Origin of the sequence: Microbacterium sp. PM5, assembly GCF_003293595.1 — a bacterium.
Lineage (GTDB): Bacteria > Actinomycetota > Actinomycetes > Actinomycetales > Microbacteriaceae > Microbacterium.
In genome coordinates this window covers 2,915,506-2,933,991 of the sequence record NZ_CP022162.1, presented here as the reverse complement: position 1 = coordinate 2,933,991, position 18,486 = coordinate 2,915,506, and the positions used below count along the sequence as shown (strand labels likewise).

At 70.5% G+C, this 18,486-nt stretch carries 19 protein-coding genes and 1 riboswitch; of the genes, 12 read left to right on the top strand and 7 right to left on the bottom strand.

The genetic code is table 11. The annotated features are described in order from the left end of the window. The first annotated feature begins 58 nt into the window (after window positions 1–58). Window positions 59–2,164, top strand: a complete 2,106-nt coding sequence (locus CEP17_RS13865) for a DUF2156 domain-containing protein (protein ID WP_112932658.1) — start codon at window positions 59–61, stop codon at window positions 2,162–2,164. Between the two features lie 24 nt (window positions 2,165–2,188). Here CEP17_RS13865 and CEP17_RS13860 read toward each other — a convergent pair whose 3' ends face one another. The 4 genes from CEP17_RS13860 to CEP17_RS13845 all read right to left on the bottom strand — a co-directional run bounded on the left by CEP17_RS13860 (window position 2,189) and on the right by CEP17_RS13845 (window position 5,115). Next, window positions 2,189–2,509 carry a multidrug efflux SMR transporter gene (locus CEP17_RS13860; RefSeq protein ID WP_036318175.1) on the bottom strand — a complete coding sequence of 107 codons (321 nt, stop codon included), beginning with the start codon at window positions 2,507–2,509 and terminating at the stop codon, window positions 2,189–2,191. 10 nt (window positions 2,510–2,519) lie between these two features. Continuing rightward, window positions 2,520–2,586: riboswitch (guanidine-III (ykkC-III) riboswitch) on the bottom strand. A 22-nt stretch (window positions 2,587–2,608) separates the two neighbouring features. Further along, window positions 2,609–3,424, bottom strand: a complete 816-nt coding sequence (locus CEP17_RS13855; RefSeq protein WP_112932983.1) for a CPBP family intramembrane glutamic endopeptidase — start codon at window positions 3,422–3,424, stop codon at window positions 2,609–2,611. 47 nt (window positions 3,425–3,471) lie between these two features. Further along, complete coding sequence (gene trmB, locus CEP17_RS13850; RefSeq protein ID WP_112932657.1) at window positions 3,472–4,218, bottom strand: tRNA (guanosine(46)-N7)-methyltransferase TrmB; 747 nt, start codon at window positions 4,216–4,218, stop codon at window positions 3,472–3,474. A 48-nt stretch (window positions 4,219–4,266) separates the two neighbouring features. Beyond that, entirely contained in the window at window positions 4,267–5,115 is an 849-nt protein-coding gene (locus CEP17_RS13845; RefSeq protein ID WP_112932656.1) for a DUF3097 domain-containing protein, read from the bottom strand. A 173-nt stretch (window positions 5,116–5,288) separates the two neighbouring features. On the opposite strand from CEP17_RS13845, the gene CEP17_RS13840 reads away from it, so the two are divergent. The 4 genes from CEP17_RS13840 to CEP17_RS13825 all read left to right on the top strand — a co-directional run bounded on the left by CEP17_RS13840 (window position 5,289) and on the right by CEP17_RS13825 (window position 9,508). Continuing rightward, window positions 5,289–7,319: a TPM domain-containing protein gene (locus tag CEP17_RS13840; protein ID WP_112932655.1), complete on the top strand. Its 2,031-nt coding sequence runs from the start codon at window positions 5,289–5,291 to the stop codon at window positions 7,317–7,319. Between the two features lie 78 nt (window positions 7,320–7,397). Then, on the top strand, window positions 7,398–8,135 hold the full coding sequence (locus CEP17_RS13835) for a PspA/IM30 family protein (RefSeq protein WP_112932654.1): 738 nt from the start codon (window positions 7,398–7,400) through the stop codon (window positions 8,133–8,135). A 90-nt stretch (window positions 8,136–8,225) separates the two neighbouring features. Further along, entirely contained in the window at window positions 8,226–9,038 is an 813-nt protein-coding gene (locus CEP17_RS13830) for an arginase family protein (protein WP_112932653.1), read from the top strand. After that, on the top strand, window positions 9,035–9,508 hold the full coding sequence (locus tag CEP17_RS13825; RefSeq protein WP_112932652.1) for a Fe-S oxidoreductase: 474 nt from the start codon (window positions 9,035–9,037) through the stop codon (window positions 9,506–9,508). The genes CEP17_RS13830 and CEP17_RS13825 overlap by 4 nt, the downstream gene beginning before the upstream one ends. On the opposite strand, the gene CEP17_RS13820 is transcribed toward CEP17_RS13825, so the two are convergent. Genes CEP17_RS13820 through CEP17_RS13810 form a run of 3 tightly spaced genes read right to left on the bottom strand, consistent with a single transcriptional unit; the run spans window position 9,495 to window position 11,225 of the window. Beyond that, on the bottom strand, window positions 9,495–9,986 hold the full coding sequence (locus tag CEP17_RS13820; RefSeq protein ID WP_039414441.1) for an SIP domain-containing protein: 492 nt from the start codon (window positions 9,984–9,986) through the stop codon (window positions 9,495–9,497). The genes CEP17_RS13825 and CEP17_RS13820 overlap by 14 nt on opposite strands. Window positions 9,987–10,023: 37 nt before the next feature. Next, entirely contained in the window at window positions 10,024–10,734 is a 711-nt protein-coding gene (locus CEP17_RS13815; RefSeq protein WP_112932651.1) for a tyrosine-protein phosphatase, read from the bottom strand. Further along, a complete protein-coding gene (locus CEP17_RS13810) occupies window positions 10,731–11,225 on the bottom strand; it encodes a carboxymuconolactone decarboxylase family protein (protein WP_112932650.1) in 495 nt (164 codons plus the stop codon). Before CEP17_RS13810 ends, CEP17_RS13815 begins: the two co-directional genes overlap by 4 nt. A gap of 63 nt (window positions 11,226–11,288) precedes the next feature. Here CEP17_RS13810 and CEP17_RS13805 point away from each other — a divergent pair, with 63 nt between their 5' ends. From CEP17_RS13805 to CEP17_RS13775, 7 genes are all read left to right on the top strand, one after another. Then, entirely contained in the window at window positions 11,289–12,230 is a 942-nt protein-coding gene (locus CEP17_RS13805; RefSeq protein ID WP_112932649.1) for an alpha/beta hydrolase, read from the top strand. Between the two features lie 153 nt (window positions 12,231–12,383). Then, complete coding sequence (locus tag CEP17_RS13800) at window positions 12,384–13,895, top strand: ABC transporter substrate-binding protein (protein ID WP_112932648.1); 1,512 nt, start codon at window positions 12,384–12,386, stop codon at window positions 13,893–13,895. After that, a complete protein-coding gene (locus CEP17_RS13795) occupies window positions 13,892–14,842 on the top strand; it encodes an ABC transporter permease (RefSeq protein WP_036320857.1) in 951 nt (316 codons plus the stop codon). Before CEP17_RS13800 ends, CEP17_RS13795 begins: the two co-directional genes overlap by 4 nt. Beyond that, window positions 14,839–15,717 (top strand): ABC transporter permease, encoded by an 879-nt coding sequence (locus tag CEP17_RS13790; protein ID WP_112932647.1) that lies wholly within the window; start codon window positions 14,839–14,841, stop codon window positions 15,715–15,717. Before CEP17_RS13795 ends, CEP17_RS13790 begins: the two co-directional genes overlap by 4 nt. Beyond that, window positions 15,714–16,502 carry an ABC transporter ATP-binding protein gene (locus tag CEP17_RS13785; RefSeq protein ID WP_112932646.1) on the top strand — a complete coding sequence of 263 codons (789 nt, stop codon included), beginning with the start codon at window positions 15,714–15,716 and terminating at the stop codon, window positions 16,500–16,502. The genes CEP17_RS13790 and CEP17_RS13785 overlap by 4 nt, the downstream gene beginning before the upstream one ends. Further along, complete coding sequence (locus CEP17_RS13780) at window positions 16,499–17,302, top strand: ATP-binding cassette domain-containing protein (protein ID WP_112932645.1); 804 nt, start codon at window positions 16,499–16,501, stop codon at window positions 17,300–17,302. Before CEP17_RS13785 ends, CEP17_RS13780 begins: the two co-directional genes overlap by 4 nt. 62 nt (window positions 17,303–17,364) lie before the next feature. After that, window positions 17,365–18,465 carry a M4 family metallopeptidase gene (locus tag CEP17_RS13775; protein ID WP_112932644.1) on the top strand — a complete coding sequence of 367 codons (1,101 nt, stop codon included), beginning with the start codon at window positions 17,365–17,367 and terminating at the stop codon, window positions 18,463–18,465. Window positions 18,466–18,486: the final 21 nt, after the last annotated feature.

Below are 18,486 nucleotides of genomic sequence, written 5' to 3'. Positions count from 1 at the left end.
GCCTTCCCGCAGGCGTCGCGTCCTCGATGCGACGCCTGCGGGCCGCTACGGTGAAGGGATGACGGAGACCGTCCCCGCCGCCTCCCCCGCGCCCGCCGACCCCGCGGGCCGTGCACACGCTCTCATCCGCATCGTGCGCCACGTGCCGGCGACACTGTTCACCGTCGGGGCGATCCTCGTCGTCGGCATCCTCTCGCAAGGGCTGTGGTCGCCGTTCGACGAGAGCACGGGAATGGACACCTGGGCGTACGGCCTGCCGGCGCTGGAGGCCGGTCGATGGTGGACTCCCCTCACCGGAACCTTCTTCGTCGCCGAGCCGTGGCTGTTCGTGCCGACCCTGCTCGGCTTCGTCGGGATGGGCCTGCTCGAATACGCCCGCGGCACCCGCGTCGCACTCGCGTACTTTTGGATCGGGCAGGTCGTGGCGGTCCTGGCGACCTCACTGCTCCTGGCCGTGCTGAGCGTCTTCTCCGGCTGGGAGTGGGTGCAGGACACCGCGACCACCCTCGACGTGGGCGCCAGCGGCGGTACCTTCGCGTGCATCGCCGCCGTGATCGGCCTGCTGGCCTCGCCGTGGCGTCTGCGGGCGTGGCTCGTTCTCATCGCGGTTGTCATCGTCGGGGTCCTGGTCCTGGGGACCGTGGCCGACCTCTCCCACCTCATCGCCGTGCTCGTCGTGCTCGTGTTCGACCGCACCCTGCGACCGCGTCGCGCCACCATCCGCGAGCAGCGACTGATCGCCTTCCTCGGCATGCTCGCCTTCGTCGGCATCGAAGTGATCCTGACGCTGATCCCGACCTACGGCCCGTTCGGGACGACCGACCCGCTCTCCAGCGACTGGACGACGACGGCCATCGACGTCGTCGTGGTGCTCGTGATCGCCCAGGGACTGCGGCGCGCGCGGCGCTGGGCGTGGATCTGCGCTCTCGTGCTGCTGGCGTTGAACATCCTGGCCGCGGCGCTGCTCGCGGTCATCGTCACGCTGGACGTGCGTCTCGACCTCGGTGTCCCCGTCGACGGCGAGACCGCAATCGAGATCGGCAGCGGCCTGATCGCGCTCGTGCTGCTCGTCTATCTGATCGTGGTGCGCGGCGCCTTCTCCGGTGCGCGGCGCAGCGGGCTCGGGACGCCCGACGCTCAACCGGACTCCCGGGAGGTGGCCGACCTCATCCGCGCCCACGGCGGTGGCACGCTGTCATGGATGACGACGTGGGACGGCAACAGCTACCTGCGCACGAGCACCGGCATCGTCGCCTACCAGATCCGTGCGGGGGCGGCGATCGCTCTGGCCGATCCCCTGGGTCCCGAGGAGGGTCGGGCGGCGTCGGTGGCCGAGTTCATCGCGGCAGCCGAGGAGGCGGCGCTCATCCCCTGCTTCTTCAGCGCCGGGGCGGCCACGCAGGCGGCCGTGCCGGGCGGGTGGCGCGCACTCGTCGTCGCCGACGACACCATCGTCGATCTGCCCGGGCTCGCGTACACCGGCAAGCGGTGGAACTCGGTGCGCACGACCCTCAACCGCGCCGGACGCGAGGAGATGACCTTCCGCTTGACGCATCTGCGCGACGAGTCGTGGGGTGTGCGTACACAGCTGCAGGCGATCTCGAACCAGTGGGTCGGCGAGAAGCAACTGCCCGAGATGCGCTTCACGCTCGGAACGCTCGCCGAAGCGGACGACCCCGAGGTGCGCATCGCGCTCGCCCTCGACGCACGGGGCGACGTGCACGGCTTCTTGTCGTGGATGCCGGTGTACGGCGAGGGCGTCGTGCGCGGATGGACCCTCGACCTGATGCGTCGCCGCGAGCACGGGTTCGGGCCGGTGATGGAGTACCTCATCGGCAGCTCGGCCGTCGCCTTCCGCGACGAGGGTGCCGAGTTCATGTCGCTGTCCGGCGCACCGCTCACCCACGAGTACCCGCCCGAGGCCCAGGGGCTCGCGGCGCTGAGCACGCGCCTGTCCGATGCGCTCGAGCCGGTGTACGGGTTCCAGTCGCTGCACCGCTTCAAGCAGAAGTTCCACCCGCGCTACGAGACCATGTCGCTGCTGTTCCGCGACGAGGCCGACCTGCCGCGGATCGGCGCCGGACTCACGCGTGCGTTCCTGCCCTCCGCGACGACACGGCAGTTCGCGAGCGCGGGGCTGGAGTTGCTGCGCGGCGAGCGCTGAGCGTCGACGGATGCCGCGGCGCGCTCAGTCGTGACCGACGAGCTTGAGTCCGACGACGCACCCGACGAGGCCGAGGATGAGCAGCAGCCGCACGAGCGAGAACTGCTCGTCGCCGGTGATCATGGCGTAGGCGACGGTGAGCGAGGCCCCGATACCGACCCACACGGCGTACGCGGTGCCGGTGGAGATGTCGCGCATGGCCCACGCCAGACCGCCCATGCTGGCGGTCAGCGAGACGGCGAACACGATCGTCGGAACAAGTCGGCTGAAACCTTCGGACTTGCCGAGCGCGGTCGCCCAGACCGCTTCGAGAACGCCGGAGACGATGAGGATGACCCAGGACATGACGTGACCTTCCGGCCAGTCTTGTCGCTCACCGGGTACTGGGATCCCTCGTCCGGAGACCCTGTCGGGGTCTTCGTGCAGACTAGCGGTTCTTCCTGATCACGACCCGGGCGCGACGAGGAAAACCGCGTCCCACAGCCCCGGATTGTGTGCGTGCACGAGGACCGCGAAGACGACGGCGTCGAAGAGCAGATGCACCGTCACGACGTAGCCCAGCGAACGGGTCTTGAGGAAGATGACCGCTTGCAGGAGAGCGAACGGGATGGTGAGCACCGGCCCCCAGGCGCGGTAGCCGAGCTCCCAGAGGAAGGAGACGAACACGACCGCCTGCAGCAGATTGGCCGCGGCATCCGGGAGATGACGGCGCAGCAGCGCGAACACCGTGCAGATGAAGAAGAGCTCGTCCCAGATGCCCACGGCGCCGACGCCGACGAAGAGCCGGGCGATGAGGTCGGGAGTGTCCACCACCGGCCAGTTGCGGTACACGCCCGACGTGATGAAGTAGAACGGCAGGATCAGCCAGCCGAGCGCCAGCACGGCCCCGAGCCACCCCCACTGCCAGCCGCGCCATCGTCCCCCGCCGCGCCAGGGGAAGCGGATCGCGCGATCGCGGTAGACCCATCGCGACACGGCATACGGCAGCGCGACCGCGCCGCCCAGCGCCAGAGTGAACCGCAGCATCGAGACGGTGTCGAGCTTCGCCTCCAACGAGATCGAGCTCACCACGAGCATCCCCATCGCGATAAGCGACAGATCCCGCGCGAGCGACGGCGTGGATGCCGCGACCCGGCCCCGCTCGAGGGCGATCGCGCCCGCGACCCCGACGACCAGAAGGGCGATGCCGAGCAGCGGCTGGCGCAAGACGAAGAACGCCGGGGCGGCCAGGCACACCGCCCCGGCGGGAATGACGCCCATCCCGAGCCGCCGCGCGCCGGCGCCCTCTGTCACGGTCGGCGGCGCGCTCACGCGCCCGACGCCGTGCGCGGCAGACGGCGATAATCCAGGTCGCGGATCTCGCGACCCTTCGCAATGCCCTTACGCTCGAACGCCGTCATCACGCGACCGTCGAACCGCTCGGCCCATTCACCGTCGAACGCCGGGACGAACTCCTCGGCAGCGGCCAGGACCTCACGCATCTGCCGCGCGTAGTCCTCCCAGTCGGTCGCGAGTCGCAGGCGTCCGCCGTCGCGCAGCGCCCGTGCCGCCAGCGGCGGAAACGGCGGCGCGATCAGTCGGCGCTTGTTGTGCTTGGCTTTGTGCCACGGGTCGGGGAAGAAGATCCACAACTCGTCCACGCTGGCCTCCGGCAGCAGGTGCTCGAGGACCTCAGGCGCGTTCGCCTCGACGAGGCGGAGGTTGCGGATGCCGGCGCGGTCGGCGTCGAGCATCGTACGGGCCAGCCCCGCGCGGAACACCTCCACCGCAAGAAAGTCGCGGTCGGGCGCGGCGGCCGCAGCGCTGACGATCGCATGACCCTGGCCCGATCCGATCTCCACGGTCAGGGGCGCGGCGCGGCCGAACACCTCGGCGGGCACGATCGAGGTCCCCGGAAGCACGCTGGTCGCCGCGGCATCGCGCTGCACGTCGATGACGTACCGCGAGGCCAGCTCCGCCCAGGCGCGCTCCTGCGCGTCGCTCATCCGGCCGCTGCGGCGCACGAACGAGACGGGCTTGTCGCGGAAACGGGGAGCATCTGTCTCGTGCGGCATCCGACCAGGGTACCGGCGAGCACTCCGGTTATAGAGGTGACGACGGGTTCACGCGGTGACGAAGTCGATGAGCTCTTCGACGCGTCCCAGCAGCGCCGGGTCGAGGTCGCGGTAGCTGTGCACCGCTGCGAGGATGCGCTGCCATGTGCGGGCGATGTCGGCCTGGTCGCGGGCGGGCCACCCGAGAGCCCGGCTCACGCCCACCTTCCACTCGATGCCGCGGGGCACGTCCGGCCACGCCGCGATGCCGAGCGCACGCGGGGTCACGCACTGCCACACATCGATGTGGGGGTGGCCGACGATCCGCACGTGAGGGCCGTGCGGCCCCCGGGCGACGGCGTCGGCGATGCGCGACTCCTTCGACCCGGGCACGAGGTGATCGACGAGCACTCCGTAGCGTCGTCCCGGTCCGGGCGGCTCCTCGCGCAGCACCTCTTCGAGCAGGTCGACGCCCTGCAGGTACTCGACGACGACGCCCTCGACCCGAAGATCGTCGCCCCACACCTTCTCGACGAGCTCGGCGTCGTGGCGGCCTTCGACGAGGATCCGCGAGGCGCGGGCCACGCGGGCGCGAGTCGTGTCGGCGGCGAACGAGCCGGAAGCGGTGCGGCGGGGTCCGGATGCCGCGGCCTTCGGCGCCTCCAGGACGACCGCCTGTCCATCGATCAGGAAGCCGCCGCCGAGGGGGAACAGTCGACGGCGACCGCGGCGGTCCTCCAGCTCGACATGACCCGACTGGATGCCGATGACGGCGCCGCAGAAGCCGTCGCTGGCGATCTCCACGACGAGGTCCGGCGCGGCCGCCACGCGCGGCACCGCGCGGCGCCCCGCGTCCCGCCATCCCGCGGCCAGGACGTCTGCGCCATAGCGATCGGGGCCGAATCCGTCGTTGTTCATGGTTCCTCCGAACGCGACACCATACCCGCCCCCGCCGCCGCGGGCGCACGGACAGGCCGGGGAGGGCAAGACCCACGGCATGCCCGCAGCTCGCCTATCGGGTCATGCCGTTCGCGACATAGGATCGGCGTGAGGAGCGAGGTTCCCGCACCTCGCGCAGGGGAGGAACACGCATGCGTGCGCGTTTGTGGTTGGCGCTGACGGCGGCAGCGGCGATCGTCCTGGGCGCCGCGTCGATCGTCCTGGGCGCCGCGACCGCGGCGATCGCCACGGGCCCCGTGGCTCTCAGCTCGTCGCGCGTCGTGGATCAGTCCGGCGTGCTGACCGGTGCGCAGATCTCCGAGGTCGATACGCGCTTGCGCGCCCTCACCGCAAAGTCGGGCGTCGATCTCTGGGTCGCGTACGTCCCCCAGTTCACCGATCCGTCGGCGCCCGAGGACTGGGCGAACGAGACGGCGCAGAACAACGGTCTGGGACCGCACCAGTACCTCCTGGCGATTTCGACCGATGGCCGTCAGTACTACCTGTCGGGCTCCTCCGCCGGCCCCGTGACCGGTGATGAGCTCACCACGATCGAACGCGAACGGGTGCAGCCGGCACTGTCAGCGGGTAACTGGGTCGGCGCCGCGACCGCCGCCGCAGACGGACTGGCCGACGCGATCGCCGGCGGCACCGGTGGCGCAGCGGTCGACCCCGTCGGCATCATCACGCCGATCCTGCTCGTCATCGTCGTCGTCGCCCTGGCCGGGCTGGTCATCTGGATCGTGATCCGCTCGCGCAGGCGTCGATCGCCGGCGAGCTCGTTCCCGGGATCACCCTCGCCCCCGCCGGTGAGCCTCGAAGATCTCGCGCGCCGCGCGTCCTCGGCCCTCGTCCAGACAGACGACGCCGTCAAGACGAGCGAGCAGGAGCTCGGGTTCGCCCGGGCGCAGTTCGGCGACGAGGCCTCCCGGGAGTTCGAAACGGCGCTGGCCAGTGCGAAGGCTCAGCTCGACGAGGCCTTCTCCCTCAAGCAGAAGCTCGACGATGAGACTCCCGACAGCGACGACGACGCGCGCGCCTGGAATACGCGCATCATCGAACTGTGCGAAGCCGCCAACGCGCAGCTCGACGAGAAGGCGGCGGCGTTCGACGAACTGCGCAAGCTCGAGCAGAACGCGCCCGACGCGCTTGCGCGCCTCCGCGAGAAGAAGGTGAGCGTCGCGGGCGCGCACGACGCGGCCGCCGCGACACTCACCGACTTGACGGGCGCGTACGACCCGCTCGCCCTCGCCGCGATCGCCGACAACCCCGAGCAGGCATCGCAGCGCCTCGCGTTCGCTGAGACTCTGCTCGGCACCGCCGCCGCCCAGATCGCCGCCGGCAATGCGGCAGCCGCGGCGGTCAGCATCCGCGCCGCGGAGGATGCCGTGACACAGGCCGAGGTGCTGCAGAACGCCATCGCCCGCACGCGCGCCGACCTCGCACAGGCGGAGACGGATGCAGCGGCCCTCATCGCCGACCTCGAGACCGACATCGCCGCGGCGACGGCCCTGCCGGATCGGGACGGCCGCCTGGCTCCCGTGATCGCGGCCACGCGCGCCCAGGTGGAGGCGGCACGGCCGCTGGTCTCCGGCCCCGCGAAGCGCCCGCTCTTCGCCCGCGAGGGCCTGGACCGCGCCAACGCACAGATCGACGAGGTCCTCGCCGGCATCCGCGACGAGCAGGAGCGTGCCGCGCGCGCGTCGGCGCAGCTCGGCGGACTCATCGCACAGGCGCAGGGCGAGATCTCCGCGGCGGAGGACTTCATCTCCTCGCGCCGAGGTGCGGTCGGCGCTGAGGCCCGTACCCGCCTCGCCGAAGCCGGCGCATCACTCGTGCAGGCCCGCCAGCTGCAACAGAACGATCCCGCGCAGGCGCTGGCCGCCGCGCAGCGCGCGCACGAGCTGGCGACGCAGTCCCTGCAGGCGGCGCAGAGCGACGTCGGCGTCTTCCAGGGCGGCATGTTCGGAGGATCCGGCGGATCGCCGCGTACGGGCACGGGCGGCGACATGATGGGAGCGATCCTGGGCGGCATCGTCATCAACTCGCTGCTGAACGGCGGCGGGGGCGGCCGCTCGCGCTCCGGTGGAGGTTTCGGCGGCCTCGGCGGGGGCGGCAGCATCTCCCCCGGTGGTTTCGGCGGCGCCGGCAGCCGCTCGCGACGCGGCGGAGGTCGCTTCTGAGCTCGGCATCCGCTCGCCCCCTCCGACCGCACGATCCCCTCGCACGCTGGGAATTCTCCCGTTAGGAAAGGAAAAACGATGGCAAAGCAGTCCATCTTCGGTCGCATCTCGACGCTCGTGAAGGCGAACGTCAACGCGATGCTCGACGCCGCCGAAGACCCGCAAAAGATGCTCGACCAGTTGGTGCGCGACTACACCAACTCCATCGCCGACGCCGAGTCGGCGATCGCCGAGACCATCGGCAACCTCCGTCTGCTCGAGCGCGACCACGAGGAAGACGTGCGCGCCGCGGCCGAATGGGGCAACAAGGCCCTCGCCGCCAGCCGCAAGGCCGATGAGCTGCGCGCGAGCGGCAACACGGCGGATGCCGACAAGTTCGACAACCTCGCCAAGATCGCCCTGCAGCGCCAGATCAGCGAGGAGAACGAGGCCAAGGCCGTGGCTCCCACGATCGCGTCTCAGACAGAGGTCGTCGACAAGCTCAAGGACGGCCTCAACGGCATGAAGCAGAAGCTCGAGCAGCTGAAGGCCAAGCGCAGCGAGCTGCTGGCGCGGGCGAAGACGGCCGAGGCGCAGAACAAGGTGCACGACGCGGTCAAGTCGATCGACGTGCTCGATCCCACGAGCGAGCTCGGTCGCTTCGAAGACAAGGTGCGCCGCCAGGAGGCTCTCGCCGCCGGCAAGGCGGAGCTCGCGGCATCCAGTCTGGACGCCCAGTTCAACGAGCTCGAGGATGTCGGCGAGCTCACCGAGGTCGAGGCGCGCCTGGCCGCCCTGAAGAGCGGCGGCACCGGCACGGCAGCGCTCGAGCAGTAGACAGGACGGTCGGCGTTCCGGCGTCCGCCCGCACGTGGGCGCCGGGACGCCGGCCTCGCGCCGCGCGAACGCGCAGGGAGGATCGGGAAGATGACCCGCTTCGTGGTGGTTCCGCAATGGCAGGGCTCCCCCGCCGCGCGTGCGATGCTGCTCGTGGACGGCGCCGAGGCGATCGCCGGCGATCTGCCCCGCGCGGCGACTGCCCGTGTCGAGGTGCCCGCCGAGGCCGGCGAGGCGCTGGGGACCGGCGTGCGCCGCTTCAGCGCGATGAGCCGGGTCGCCGACGCTCTCACCGCGGAACTCGCGACCGGAGGTGAGCCGGCGCTGGTCGTGGGCGGAGACTGCGGCATCGCCGTCCCCGCGATCGCCCATGCCGCCGCCCGACACCGGAACCTCGCGGTGGTGTGGTTCGACGCGCACGGCGACCTCCACACGCCCGCGACGTCACCGTCGGGCGCGTTCGGCGGCATGGCGCTGCGGGCGGCGTGCGAAAGCGGACCGGTGCAGGGAAGCGGTGCCGTGACGGCCGATCGCGTGGTACTGGTCGGCGCCCGTGACCTCGACCCCGCTGAGGCTGCGTACCTCGCCGGCAGCGACATCCGCGGGATCCCGGCCGACGCGATCGGCGACGGCGCCGCGGTCGCCGCCGCCGTGGCGGCGACGGGCGCCGACGCCGTCTACATCCACGTCGACCTCGACGTGCTCGATCCCGCCGAGCTCACCGGCGTGACCCAGCCGACGCCGTTCGGTGCGACGCTCGGGGAGCTGACCGCAGCCATCGCCGCCGTGCGACGCACGGCTCCGCTGGTGGGAGCGTCCATCGCCGGCTTCGCGCCGGCTTCGCCCGCCGCCGCCGTCGACGATCTGGGGACCATCCTGCGAGTCGTCGGAGCTCTCGCGTGATCGCGTCGCCGCCGCCCGGCTGGCAGCAGCGTGCGGCCCGCGCGGTGGAGCGCGGACGCCGTCTGGACGCACTGATCCCCGGCATCCTGCTCGACTCCCCCGTCAGCCTCGTGGGTTTCTGGTGGGGAACGGCCGTCGGCTGGATCTGGGGGTCGCTGTGGTCGACGGGTCGCATCGAGCGTCGCGGGGGCCTCTGGGTGTTCACGGGGATGCCGTCGTGGACGTTCGGCCGCGGAGGTGTCTGCGTCGGCGGCTGCTTCCTGACCGACTCACCCCGCATCAGCGAGGCCGTGCTGCGGCATGAAGCGGTGCACGCCCGCCAGTGGCGCCGTTACGGCTTTCTGATGCCGATGCTGTACGCCCTGGCGGGGCGCAACCCGCTGACGAACAGGTTCGAGATCCTCGCCGGGCTCGAAGAGGGCAACTACGTGCCCCACGGAGCGTCGGCGGGCGCGGTCAGCGAGAGCTGAGCAGCCCGAAGCGCGCCGGTGTATGCACTGCCGCCGGCGAGATGCCGAGGCGCTCGGTGAGGTGGTCGAAGATGTCGGCCGTGCCGAGGAAGCCGCCAAGAAGGTGGATGCGCGTGCCGTCCTGACATGCCGACTCGTCGCCGTCGGCGCAGAGCATCTCGTCCGCCCACGCGGTCACCGCTCGACTCACGGCCTGGCCGGGAGCACAGGGACGACCGGTTCCGGGCTCTCCGCTGCGGTGCGAGCGATCGAGCCAGGTGACGACCATCCGCGCCGGGACCGTGATCGGAGTGATCCACGATGCGTCGGGAACCTCGATGAAGACGCGGCCCGTCGAACAGATCGGCAGCGTCGCGAGGAGCGCCTCGAGTTCGACGAGGGCGTGCTCGTCCGCCGTGATGAGCTGCTGCACCCGCGCGTGACGAGAGGCCTTGCACGCGGACTCGTCGTGCACGGCGTGCGGGGCGGATGAGGTCATGATGCCCCATCATACGCTCATTAAGGCGAGCCTTACCTCAGCGTTCGATGAGGATCTCCGCGAGCGCGTCCACCTCGTCGACGCGCAGACCGTGCGCGACGAGATAGCCGGCGCCCGACCCGAAGCGCTCGCGCACGTCCTCGAGCAGCTCGTGCATCACCGGTGCCGGCGAGCGCGTGGCGAGGTCTTCGAGATGGCGGGCGTCCGGGTGCACGCTGCGCAGATAGGCCAGCACGCGAGCGTTGCGCCGGGCAGGAAGCATGGCTTCGGTGCGCGCGTAATCGGCCACGATCGCGTCATGCTCGACGCCGACGGCGTCCAGCAGCAGCGCAACGGCGACGCCCGTACGGTCCTTTCCGACGGTGCAGTGCACAAGCGCCGGTGCACCCGCGATCACGGCGCGGGCGACGGCGACCATGCGATCGGCCGACTCGTCGACGAGGCCGCGGTAGACGTCGGCGAGTGAGCGATCCTCGACGAAGAAGGAAGCGACGGAGCCGAGGAAGAGGGGGATCCGGATCGTCTCGAGGTCCAGATCGCCGACACGGCTGGGTTCGACGGCGACCTCATCGTCGGCGCGGAGGTCGACGACGCGACGGATGCCGAGAGCGACGAGCGCGTCGCGTCCGGCATCGTCCAGCCCGGCGAGATTGCCGGAACGGAACAGCACTCCGGCTCGCGTCACGCTGCCGCTCGCCGGGAGGCCGCCGACGTCGCGGAAGTTCAGGGCGCCGGAGACGATGCTCACGCCGGATCCTCTCCCACGCCGCTCTGGACCGCGCGCGGCGGGACGGGGTACTTGCCGGCGATCGTGATGCGGTTGAAGGCGTTGATCGACACCAGCAGCCAGCTGATCGCGACGTACTCCTGCTCGGAGAGGATGCCGCCGACGCGATCGTAGACCTCGTCGGGTACGCCGCCCTCGTGGATGAACACGTAGCACTCGGCCAGCTCGAGCGCCGCGCGCTCGCGGGCCGAGAAGACCCCCGACTCCCGCCAGGTGGCGAGCTGGGCGATCTCGTCGACCCCGAGCCCCGCGGCAGCGGCACGGTCGACGTGCACGCGCACGCAGTAGGCGCAGCCGTTGAGCTGCGAGGCGTGGATGAGCACCAGCTCACGCAACCGCGCATCGATGCCCGCCTCGGCGGCGAGCGTGCCGACCGTCTGGGAGAACGCCTCGAGGGCGTCATACGCGGGACGGGCCGACCGGGACAGGTGGACGCGACGCTCGGTGCTCATGCGATCAGCCTAGGACGGGTAGGCGACGACCGCTGCGAGCGCGGATCGAGGCACAATGGCCGGATGGATGAGTTCTCCTTCCTCGCCGACCAGGCGGCCGAGCTCGGCATCGACGCCGTCCCGCCCGTGCGCCGTCTCACGCACCTCCTCGACGACGGCCGCGCCGTCAGCGCTCTGCAGTACGGGGATCCGGTCACCGCCGCCTTCACGGCCCCGCAGGTGACGCTGCTGCACGGCGCGGGCCTCAATGCCCACACCTGGGATACGACGGTGCTCGCCCTCGGCGTCCCCGCCCTTGCCGTGGACCTCCCGGGTCACGGCGACTCGTCATGGCGGGCGGATGCCGCGTACACCGGAGGCGTCCTCGCGGCCGACATCGCGCCCGCTGTCGCCGCGTGGACCCGGGACACGCCGCAGGTGCTCGTCGGCCAATCGCTCGGGGGCCTGACAGCAGCCGCGCTCGCCGCCGCGCACCCGGAGCTGGTGCGCGAGCTGATCGTCGTCGACATCACCCCCGGCATCGACCCGGACGGCGATGCCGCACAGATCGCCGCTTTCTTCGCCGGCCCCACCGACTGGGCCAGCCGCGACGAGCTCGTCGAACGGGCGCTCTCGTTCGGCCTCGGCGGATCCCGTGGGGCTGCGACGCGCGGCGTCACCCTCAACTCGCGCGTGCGCGCGGACGGCCGCGTCGAGTGGAAGCACCACTTCGCGCACCTCGCCAACGCGATGGCCGGCGACGCGGATGCCGCGGCGAGCGCGCAGGCACAACGACACGCGATCCGCGGCGCCCTCACCACCGAGGGATGGGACCATCTCGCCGCCACCACCGCTCCGATCACGCTCGTGCGCGGACGTCGCGGGTTCGTGACGCCAACGGATGCCGACGACTTCCAGCACCGCCTCCCGACGGCATCCGTCGTCGAGGTCGACTCGGGCCACAACGTGCAGGAGGAGCAGCCGGTGGAGCTTGCCCGCCTCATCGCACAGGTCGCGCGCGGCTGAGTCGACCGGTCGCATGACGCTCGGTGTCACTTCAGCGAAGACCGATGACCGCACCGACCGCCGCAAAGCCTAGGCTGTAACGCGCACCCGAGTCCGCGGGCCGCTGCGCACAGCACACGCGCACGCCCGCGCTGCCGAAAGGACACCTCTCACATGCTTCGCCGCACCACCGTCGCCGCCGCCGCGCTTCTCGCCGCCGGGGCCTTGCTGCTGAGCGCCTGCTCCGGCGGGTCCGCACCCGATGCGTCCCCGACCGCGGTCACGCCCGACCCCGACGCGGTCGTGAACGTACGTCTTGTCGCGGAACCCGGCAACCTCGACATCAGGACCACGGCGGGCTCGGCTCTCGACCAGATCCTCATCGACAACGTCTACCAGGGTCTCGTTTCGCGCACGCCCGACCAGCAGATCGTCGACACGCTCGCATCCAGCCACACCGTCTCGTCCGACAAGCTCACCTATACGTTCACCCTGCGTGACGGCGTGACTTTCCACGATGGGTCGCCCCTGACGGTCGACGACGTCGTGTGGTCTCTGCAGCAGGTGAAGGCCAACGCTTCGTACCGCGACTCCGACACGCTCTCTCGCGTGCAGAGCATCGCCGCGAACGGCAAGGACGTCGTGCTGACCCTCAGCCAGCCCGATTCGGGGCTGCTGTGGAACCTCACCGGGCGCGCCGGTCTCGTGCTTAAGAAGGACGACCCCACCGATCGCAAGACGAAGGCGAACGGCACCGGGCCGTACAAGCTGACGAACTGGAAGCAGGGCGACTCGATCACCTTCGACCGCAACGACGGGTACTGGGGCGACAAGGCGAAGGTCAAAGAGGTGGTGTTCAGCTACATCCCCGACAACCAGGCAGCGCTCAACGGCGCCCTAGCAGGAGAACTCGACGTCGTCACTGGCTTCGACGCAAACCTCAGCGATCAGATCAAGGCAAGCGGCGAGTTCACTGTCGAGGTCGGAAAGTCGACCGACAAGGGCACGCTGGCGATGAACTCGACGAAGGCCCCTCTGTCCGACAAGCGGGTGCGCCAGGCGATCCGCGAGGCCATCGACCACGACGCGATCGTCAAGGCGCTCGGAGCCGGGCAGACCTTGTACGGCCCGATCCCTGAGTTGGACCCCGGCTACGAGGATCTGTCCTCCACCGCTCCGTTCGACCCGACCGCTGCGAAGAAGCTTCTTTCGGAGGCCGGTGTACAGGACCTGACGCTGACGCTCACCATCCCGTCCTGGTACGGAACGACAGTTTCTCAGATCCTCGTATCGAACCTCAACGACGTCGGAATCACTCTCAAAGTCAAGCAGGTTGAGTTTCCGACGTGGGTCAACGACGTTTACACCAACAAGAACTACGACCTCAGTTTCGTGCTGCACACCGAGGCCCGTGACTTCGAGAACTGGGCGAACCCCAACTACTACTTCACCTACAACAACCCGGAGGTGCAGAAGCTCTACCAGCAGTCGCTCAGCGCGACCGACGAGCAGACATCCGCCGACCTGCTGAAGCAGGCCGCGAAGATCGTCGCGAACGATCAGGCCGCCGACTGGCTGTACAACGGTGCGTCCATCGTCGCGGTGGGCACGAACGTGAGCGGCTTCCCGTCGGTCAACGTCAACGAGCGCATCAACCTCGCCGAGCTGGCCAAGAGCAAGGGGTGATCCGTTACGCGCTGACGCGACTGGCCCTGCTGCTGCTCGGCCTGTTCGTCGCCAGTGCGCTGATCTTCCTGACGCTCCGGGTCCTTCCCGGCGATGTCGCTCAGCTCATCGCCGGGATCGACGCGAGCCCCGCGCAGGTCGACGCGATCCGTGAGCGCCTGGGCCTTGGCGAGCCCATCGCGGTGCAGTACCTGAGCTGGATCGCCGGCGTGGTTCGCGGAGATCTCGGCCAGTCGCTGCTGACGGGCGCCCCCGTGGCGGGGCAGCTCGCCGAGAAGGCGCAGGTGACGATTCCACTCGGGCTCATGGCGATGACCGTTGCGCTGCTGATCGCACTGCCGTTCGGAGTGCTCTCCGCCGTTCGCCGCGGCCGTCCCGACGGCACCGCCCTCTCCGTCGGCGCCCAGGCCGTGGCCGCGGTCCCCGTGGTGTGGGCCGGCATGATGCTGGTGCTGGTGTTCGCCGTCTGGCTCGGGTGGCTGCCCGCCCAGGGCTTTCCCCGCGCGGGGTGGAGCGACCCGGCATCCGCCGTGCGGGCGCTGCTGCTGCCGGCGATCACGATCGGCGTCGTCGAGGGTGCGATGCTCATGCGGTTCGTCCGTTCGGCGACCCTCCAGGCGACGGGAGAGGACTTCGTCCGCACCGCGGCGGCGAAAGGGCTCACCCGCACGCAGGCCCTCATCCGGCACGGACTTCCCACGGTGGGTCTGTCGATCATCACGGTTCTGGGGCTGCAGGTGGCCGGCATCATCGTCGGCGCCGTCGTCATCGAGCAGCTGTTCAGCCTGCCCGGCATCGGACGCATGCTCGTGGAGGACGTCGGCAAGCGTGACCTGCTCAAGGTTCAGGGCGAACTGCTCGCGCTCACCGGGTTCGTGCTCGTCGTCGGCTTCGCCGTCGACCTCGTCCACCGGCTGATCGACCCTCGGCAGCGGGAGGCGGAATGAGCAGGTTCGCCTGGCTGCGTCGGCTGTGGGCGCTGTCGACGGGACGCTTCGGTCTCCTCGTCGTGCTGACGATCGGCGTCGTCGCACTCGTCGCACGGTTCTGGTTGCCGTTCGATCCGCAGGCGGTCGACGTCGACGGCCGGTGGGCTCTGCCGGGGTGGCCGCATCTGCTCGGCACGGACGGCGCGGGCCGCGACATCCTGAGCCTGCTGATGGCCGGAGCTCGCACGACGGTCTGGGTGGCGCTCGGCGCCGGTCTCGTGGCGACGGTGATCGGTGTCGTCCTCGCGGCCCTCGGCGCACTCACCGCGCGGTGGCTGCGCGAGAGCGTCGCCGTGCTCGTCGACATCCTCATCGCGTTCCCCGTTCTTCTGATCGCCATGATGATCTCGTCGGTGTGGGGTGGTTCGCTGTGGGTGGTGATCGTCTCGGTCGGCATCGGCTTCGGCGTCAACATCGCGCGGGTGACGCGCCCGGAACTCCGCCGCGTGCTGCACAGCGACTTCGTGCTCGCCGGTCGCGCCGCCGGCCTCACCCCGTTCCAGAACCTGTACCGCCACCTGCTGCCGAACGTCGCGCCGGTCTTCATCGTGCAGCTGTCGTGGGGCATGGCCGTCGCCGTGCTCGCCGAGGCCGGGCTCAGCTACCTCGGCTTCGGCGCCCCACTCACCGAGCCCAGCTGGGGGCTGCTGCTGAAGGATCTGCAGCAGTACATCTCCGTGCACCCGCTCAGCGTCGTCTGGCCGGGACTGGCGATCACGATCACGGTGCTGGGGCTCAACCTCCTCGGGGACGCACTGCGCGAAGCGACCGACCCCACTCTCACGCGCCGGCGCACGGCGGCGCAGACCCACACGACGGCGGTGATCTCGTGAGCCTGGTGGTGCGCAATCTGTCGATCGAGATCGACGGTCGCCGCGTCGTGGACGACATCTCCTTCGACGTCCCCGACGGCGCGCGCGTGGGCCTGATCGGAGAGTCGGGGTCGGGCAAGTCACTCACCGCCCTCGCGATCCTCGGCCTGCTGCCGGATGCCGCCACGGCCACGGGCAGCATCCGATGGAACGAGCGCGAGCTGATCGGTCTGCCCGACCGCGAGCTCGCCCGACTGCGCGGCGATGAGATCGGCATCGTCTTCCAGGAGCCGCGCACCGCCCTCAATCCGATCCGCACCGTCGGCCGCCAGATCGCCGAGTCCGTGCGCATCCACGAGGGCCTCGGACGCAGGGATGCCGCGGCCCGCGCCATCGCAGAGGCCGAGCGGGTTCGGCTTCCCGAACCCGCCCAGATCGTCCGTCGCTACCCGCACCAGCTCTCCGGCGGTCAGCGCCAGAGGGTGGCCATCGCCATGGCCCTCGCCTGCCGTCCTCGCCTGCTGATCGCGGACGAGCCGACGACGGCGCTCGACGTCACCATCCAGGCCGAGGTGCTCGAGCTGCTCGCCGGCCTCGTCGCGAGGGACGGCATGTCGCTGGTGTTCATCACGCACGACCTGGCGGTGCTCTCCCAGATCGCCACGCACGCCGTCGTACTCGAACACGGGCGCGTGGTCGAGCACGGTCCGCTCTCGCGTCTGCTGACCGCGCCGGCATCACCGGTGACCCAGGGGTTGCTGCGCGATGCCACCGCGACACTGTGGCGACCGGGGGGTGCGGCATGAGTGCGGACGCCCTGCTGAGCGCGCGGGCCGTCAGCCGTCGCTTCCGCCAACGCGGAACCGGACTGTTCGAGCGGGCACGATGGACCACGGCGCTCGAGGACGCCGACATCGACGTCTTCGAGGGCTCCGCGGTCGGCATCATCGGCGAGTCGGGCTCGGGCAAGTCCACGCTCGTGCGTGTGCTGCTGGGGCTGGACACGCCCACGACCGGCACGGTGACGGTGGCCGGACGCACGGTGGATGCGAGGGCCTCGGCCCGCTCGCTGCACTGGCTGCGACGCGAGACCGGCATCGTGTTCCAGGATCCCTACGCCTCGCTCGATCCCCGGATGAGCGTCGGACGGATCATCGGCGAGCCGCTCTGGGCGCTGGAGATCCCGGGCGATCGTCGTGCGCGCGTGCGCGAGGTGCTCGAAGCGGTCGGCCTCGAGGCGGCGATGGCCGACCGCTACCCGCACGAGTTCTCGGGCGGGCAGCGCCAGCGCATCGCCCTGGCGCGCGCGATCGTGCACCGCCCGCGCATCCTCGTCGGCGACGAGCCGCTCTCGGCGCTCGATGTCACCGTACGCGCGCAGATCCTCGAGCTGCTGCGCGAGCTGCGCCAGCGCGAACAGCTCACCCTCGTGATGGTGTCGCACGACATCGGCGTGGTGCAGAACCTCTGCGACGAGGTGATCGTCATGAAGGACGGCCGCATCGTCGAGGAGGGCCCGACGGAGAAGGTCCTGCTCGCGCCGCAGGTCGCCTACACGCGTCGGCTGCTCGCCTCCATCCCGGTGATCGACCCACCGCGGGACTGATCGTTGCGTGGGCGAGGCATCGGACAGGCGCGCACGTCGGATGCCGGGCGTAGGGTGACGCCATGTTCGCCATCGTTCCGCCGTACCTGCTGTCTCGCCTGGCCGCCACCGACGCGCCGCACCTCGCGAACGCCGCAGAGGCCGCCCGCGCGACCCTGGCGATCGCACGGCCCTCCCACCCAGCGCCCGCGCGCGGTCGGGCACGGCTCGATCTGTCGGTCGACGGCGACGCCCTCATCCTGCAGGGAGAGCCGGCGCCCGACCGCGTGATCTCCGACGCGCAGCACCGCGAAACGCTTCCCGGCGTGCGCGTGCGCGGCGAAGACGACCCGGCCGTCGCCGACGTCGCCGTGAACGAGGCCTTCGAGGGGCTGGGCGCGAGCTTCGAGCTGTTCTGGGACGCGTTCGCACGCCGCTCGATCGACGGCGCCGGCGGAACCCTCGCGGCGAGCGTGCACTACGGCGACCGCTATGACAACGCGTTCTGGAACGGCGAGCGGATGGTCTTCGGCGACGGCGACGGTGAGGTGTTCCGGGGCTTCACCTCTTCGATCAGCGTCATCGGGCACGAGCTCGGCCACGGCGTGATCGAGCACGGCGGCGGTCTCGAGTACCAGGGACAGTCGGGAGCGCTCAACGAATCCGTCGCCGACGTCTTCGGCGCGCTGACAGAGCAGCATCGCGCCGGTGAGAGCGCCGCGGAGGCGTCGTGGCTGATCGGGGCCGGCATCTTCACCGACGCCGTTCAGGGCGTGGCGCTGCGCTCGATGAAGGCACCCGGCACGGCCTACGACGACGATGTTCTCGGCAAAGACCCGCAGCCCGCCCACATGCGCGACTACGTCCGCACGAGCGAGGACAACGGCGGCGTGCACATCAACTCCGGCATCCCGAACAAGGCCTTCCACCTCGTCGCCACCGCGCTCGGCGGTCACGCGTGGGAACGAGCGGGCCGCATCTGGTACCTCACGGTGACGCAGGGCGCCGTGCCGCCGACGGCGGATTTCTCGGCGTTCGCGGCGGCGACCACGGCGGTCGCGCAGCGGGAGTACGGTGAGAGATCGGAGGAAGCCGACGCCGTCCGCACCGCGTGGAACGCCGTCGGTGTGACCGGCCGTGACGAACCATCCCGATCCGCGCGATCTGCCGGAGACCGCGAATGACGCCGATGCGCACGCCCTGAC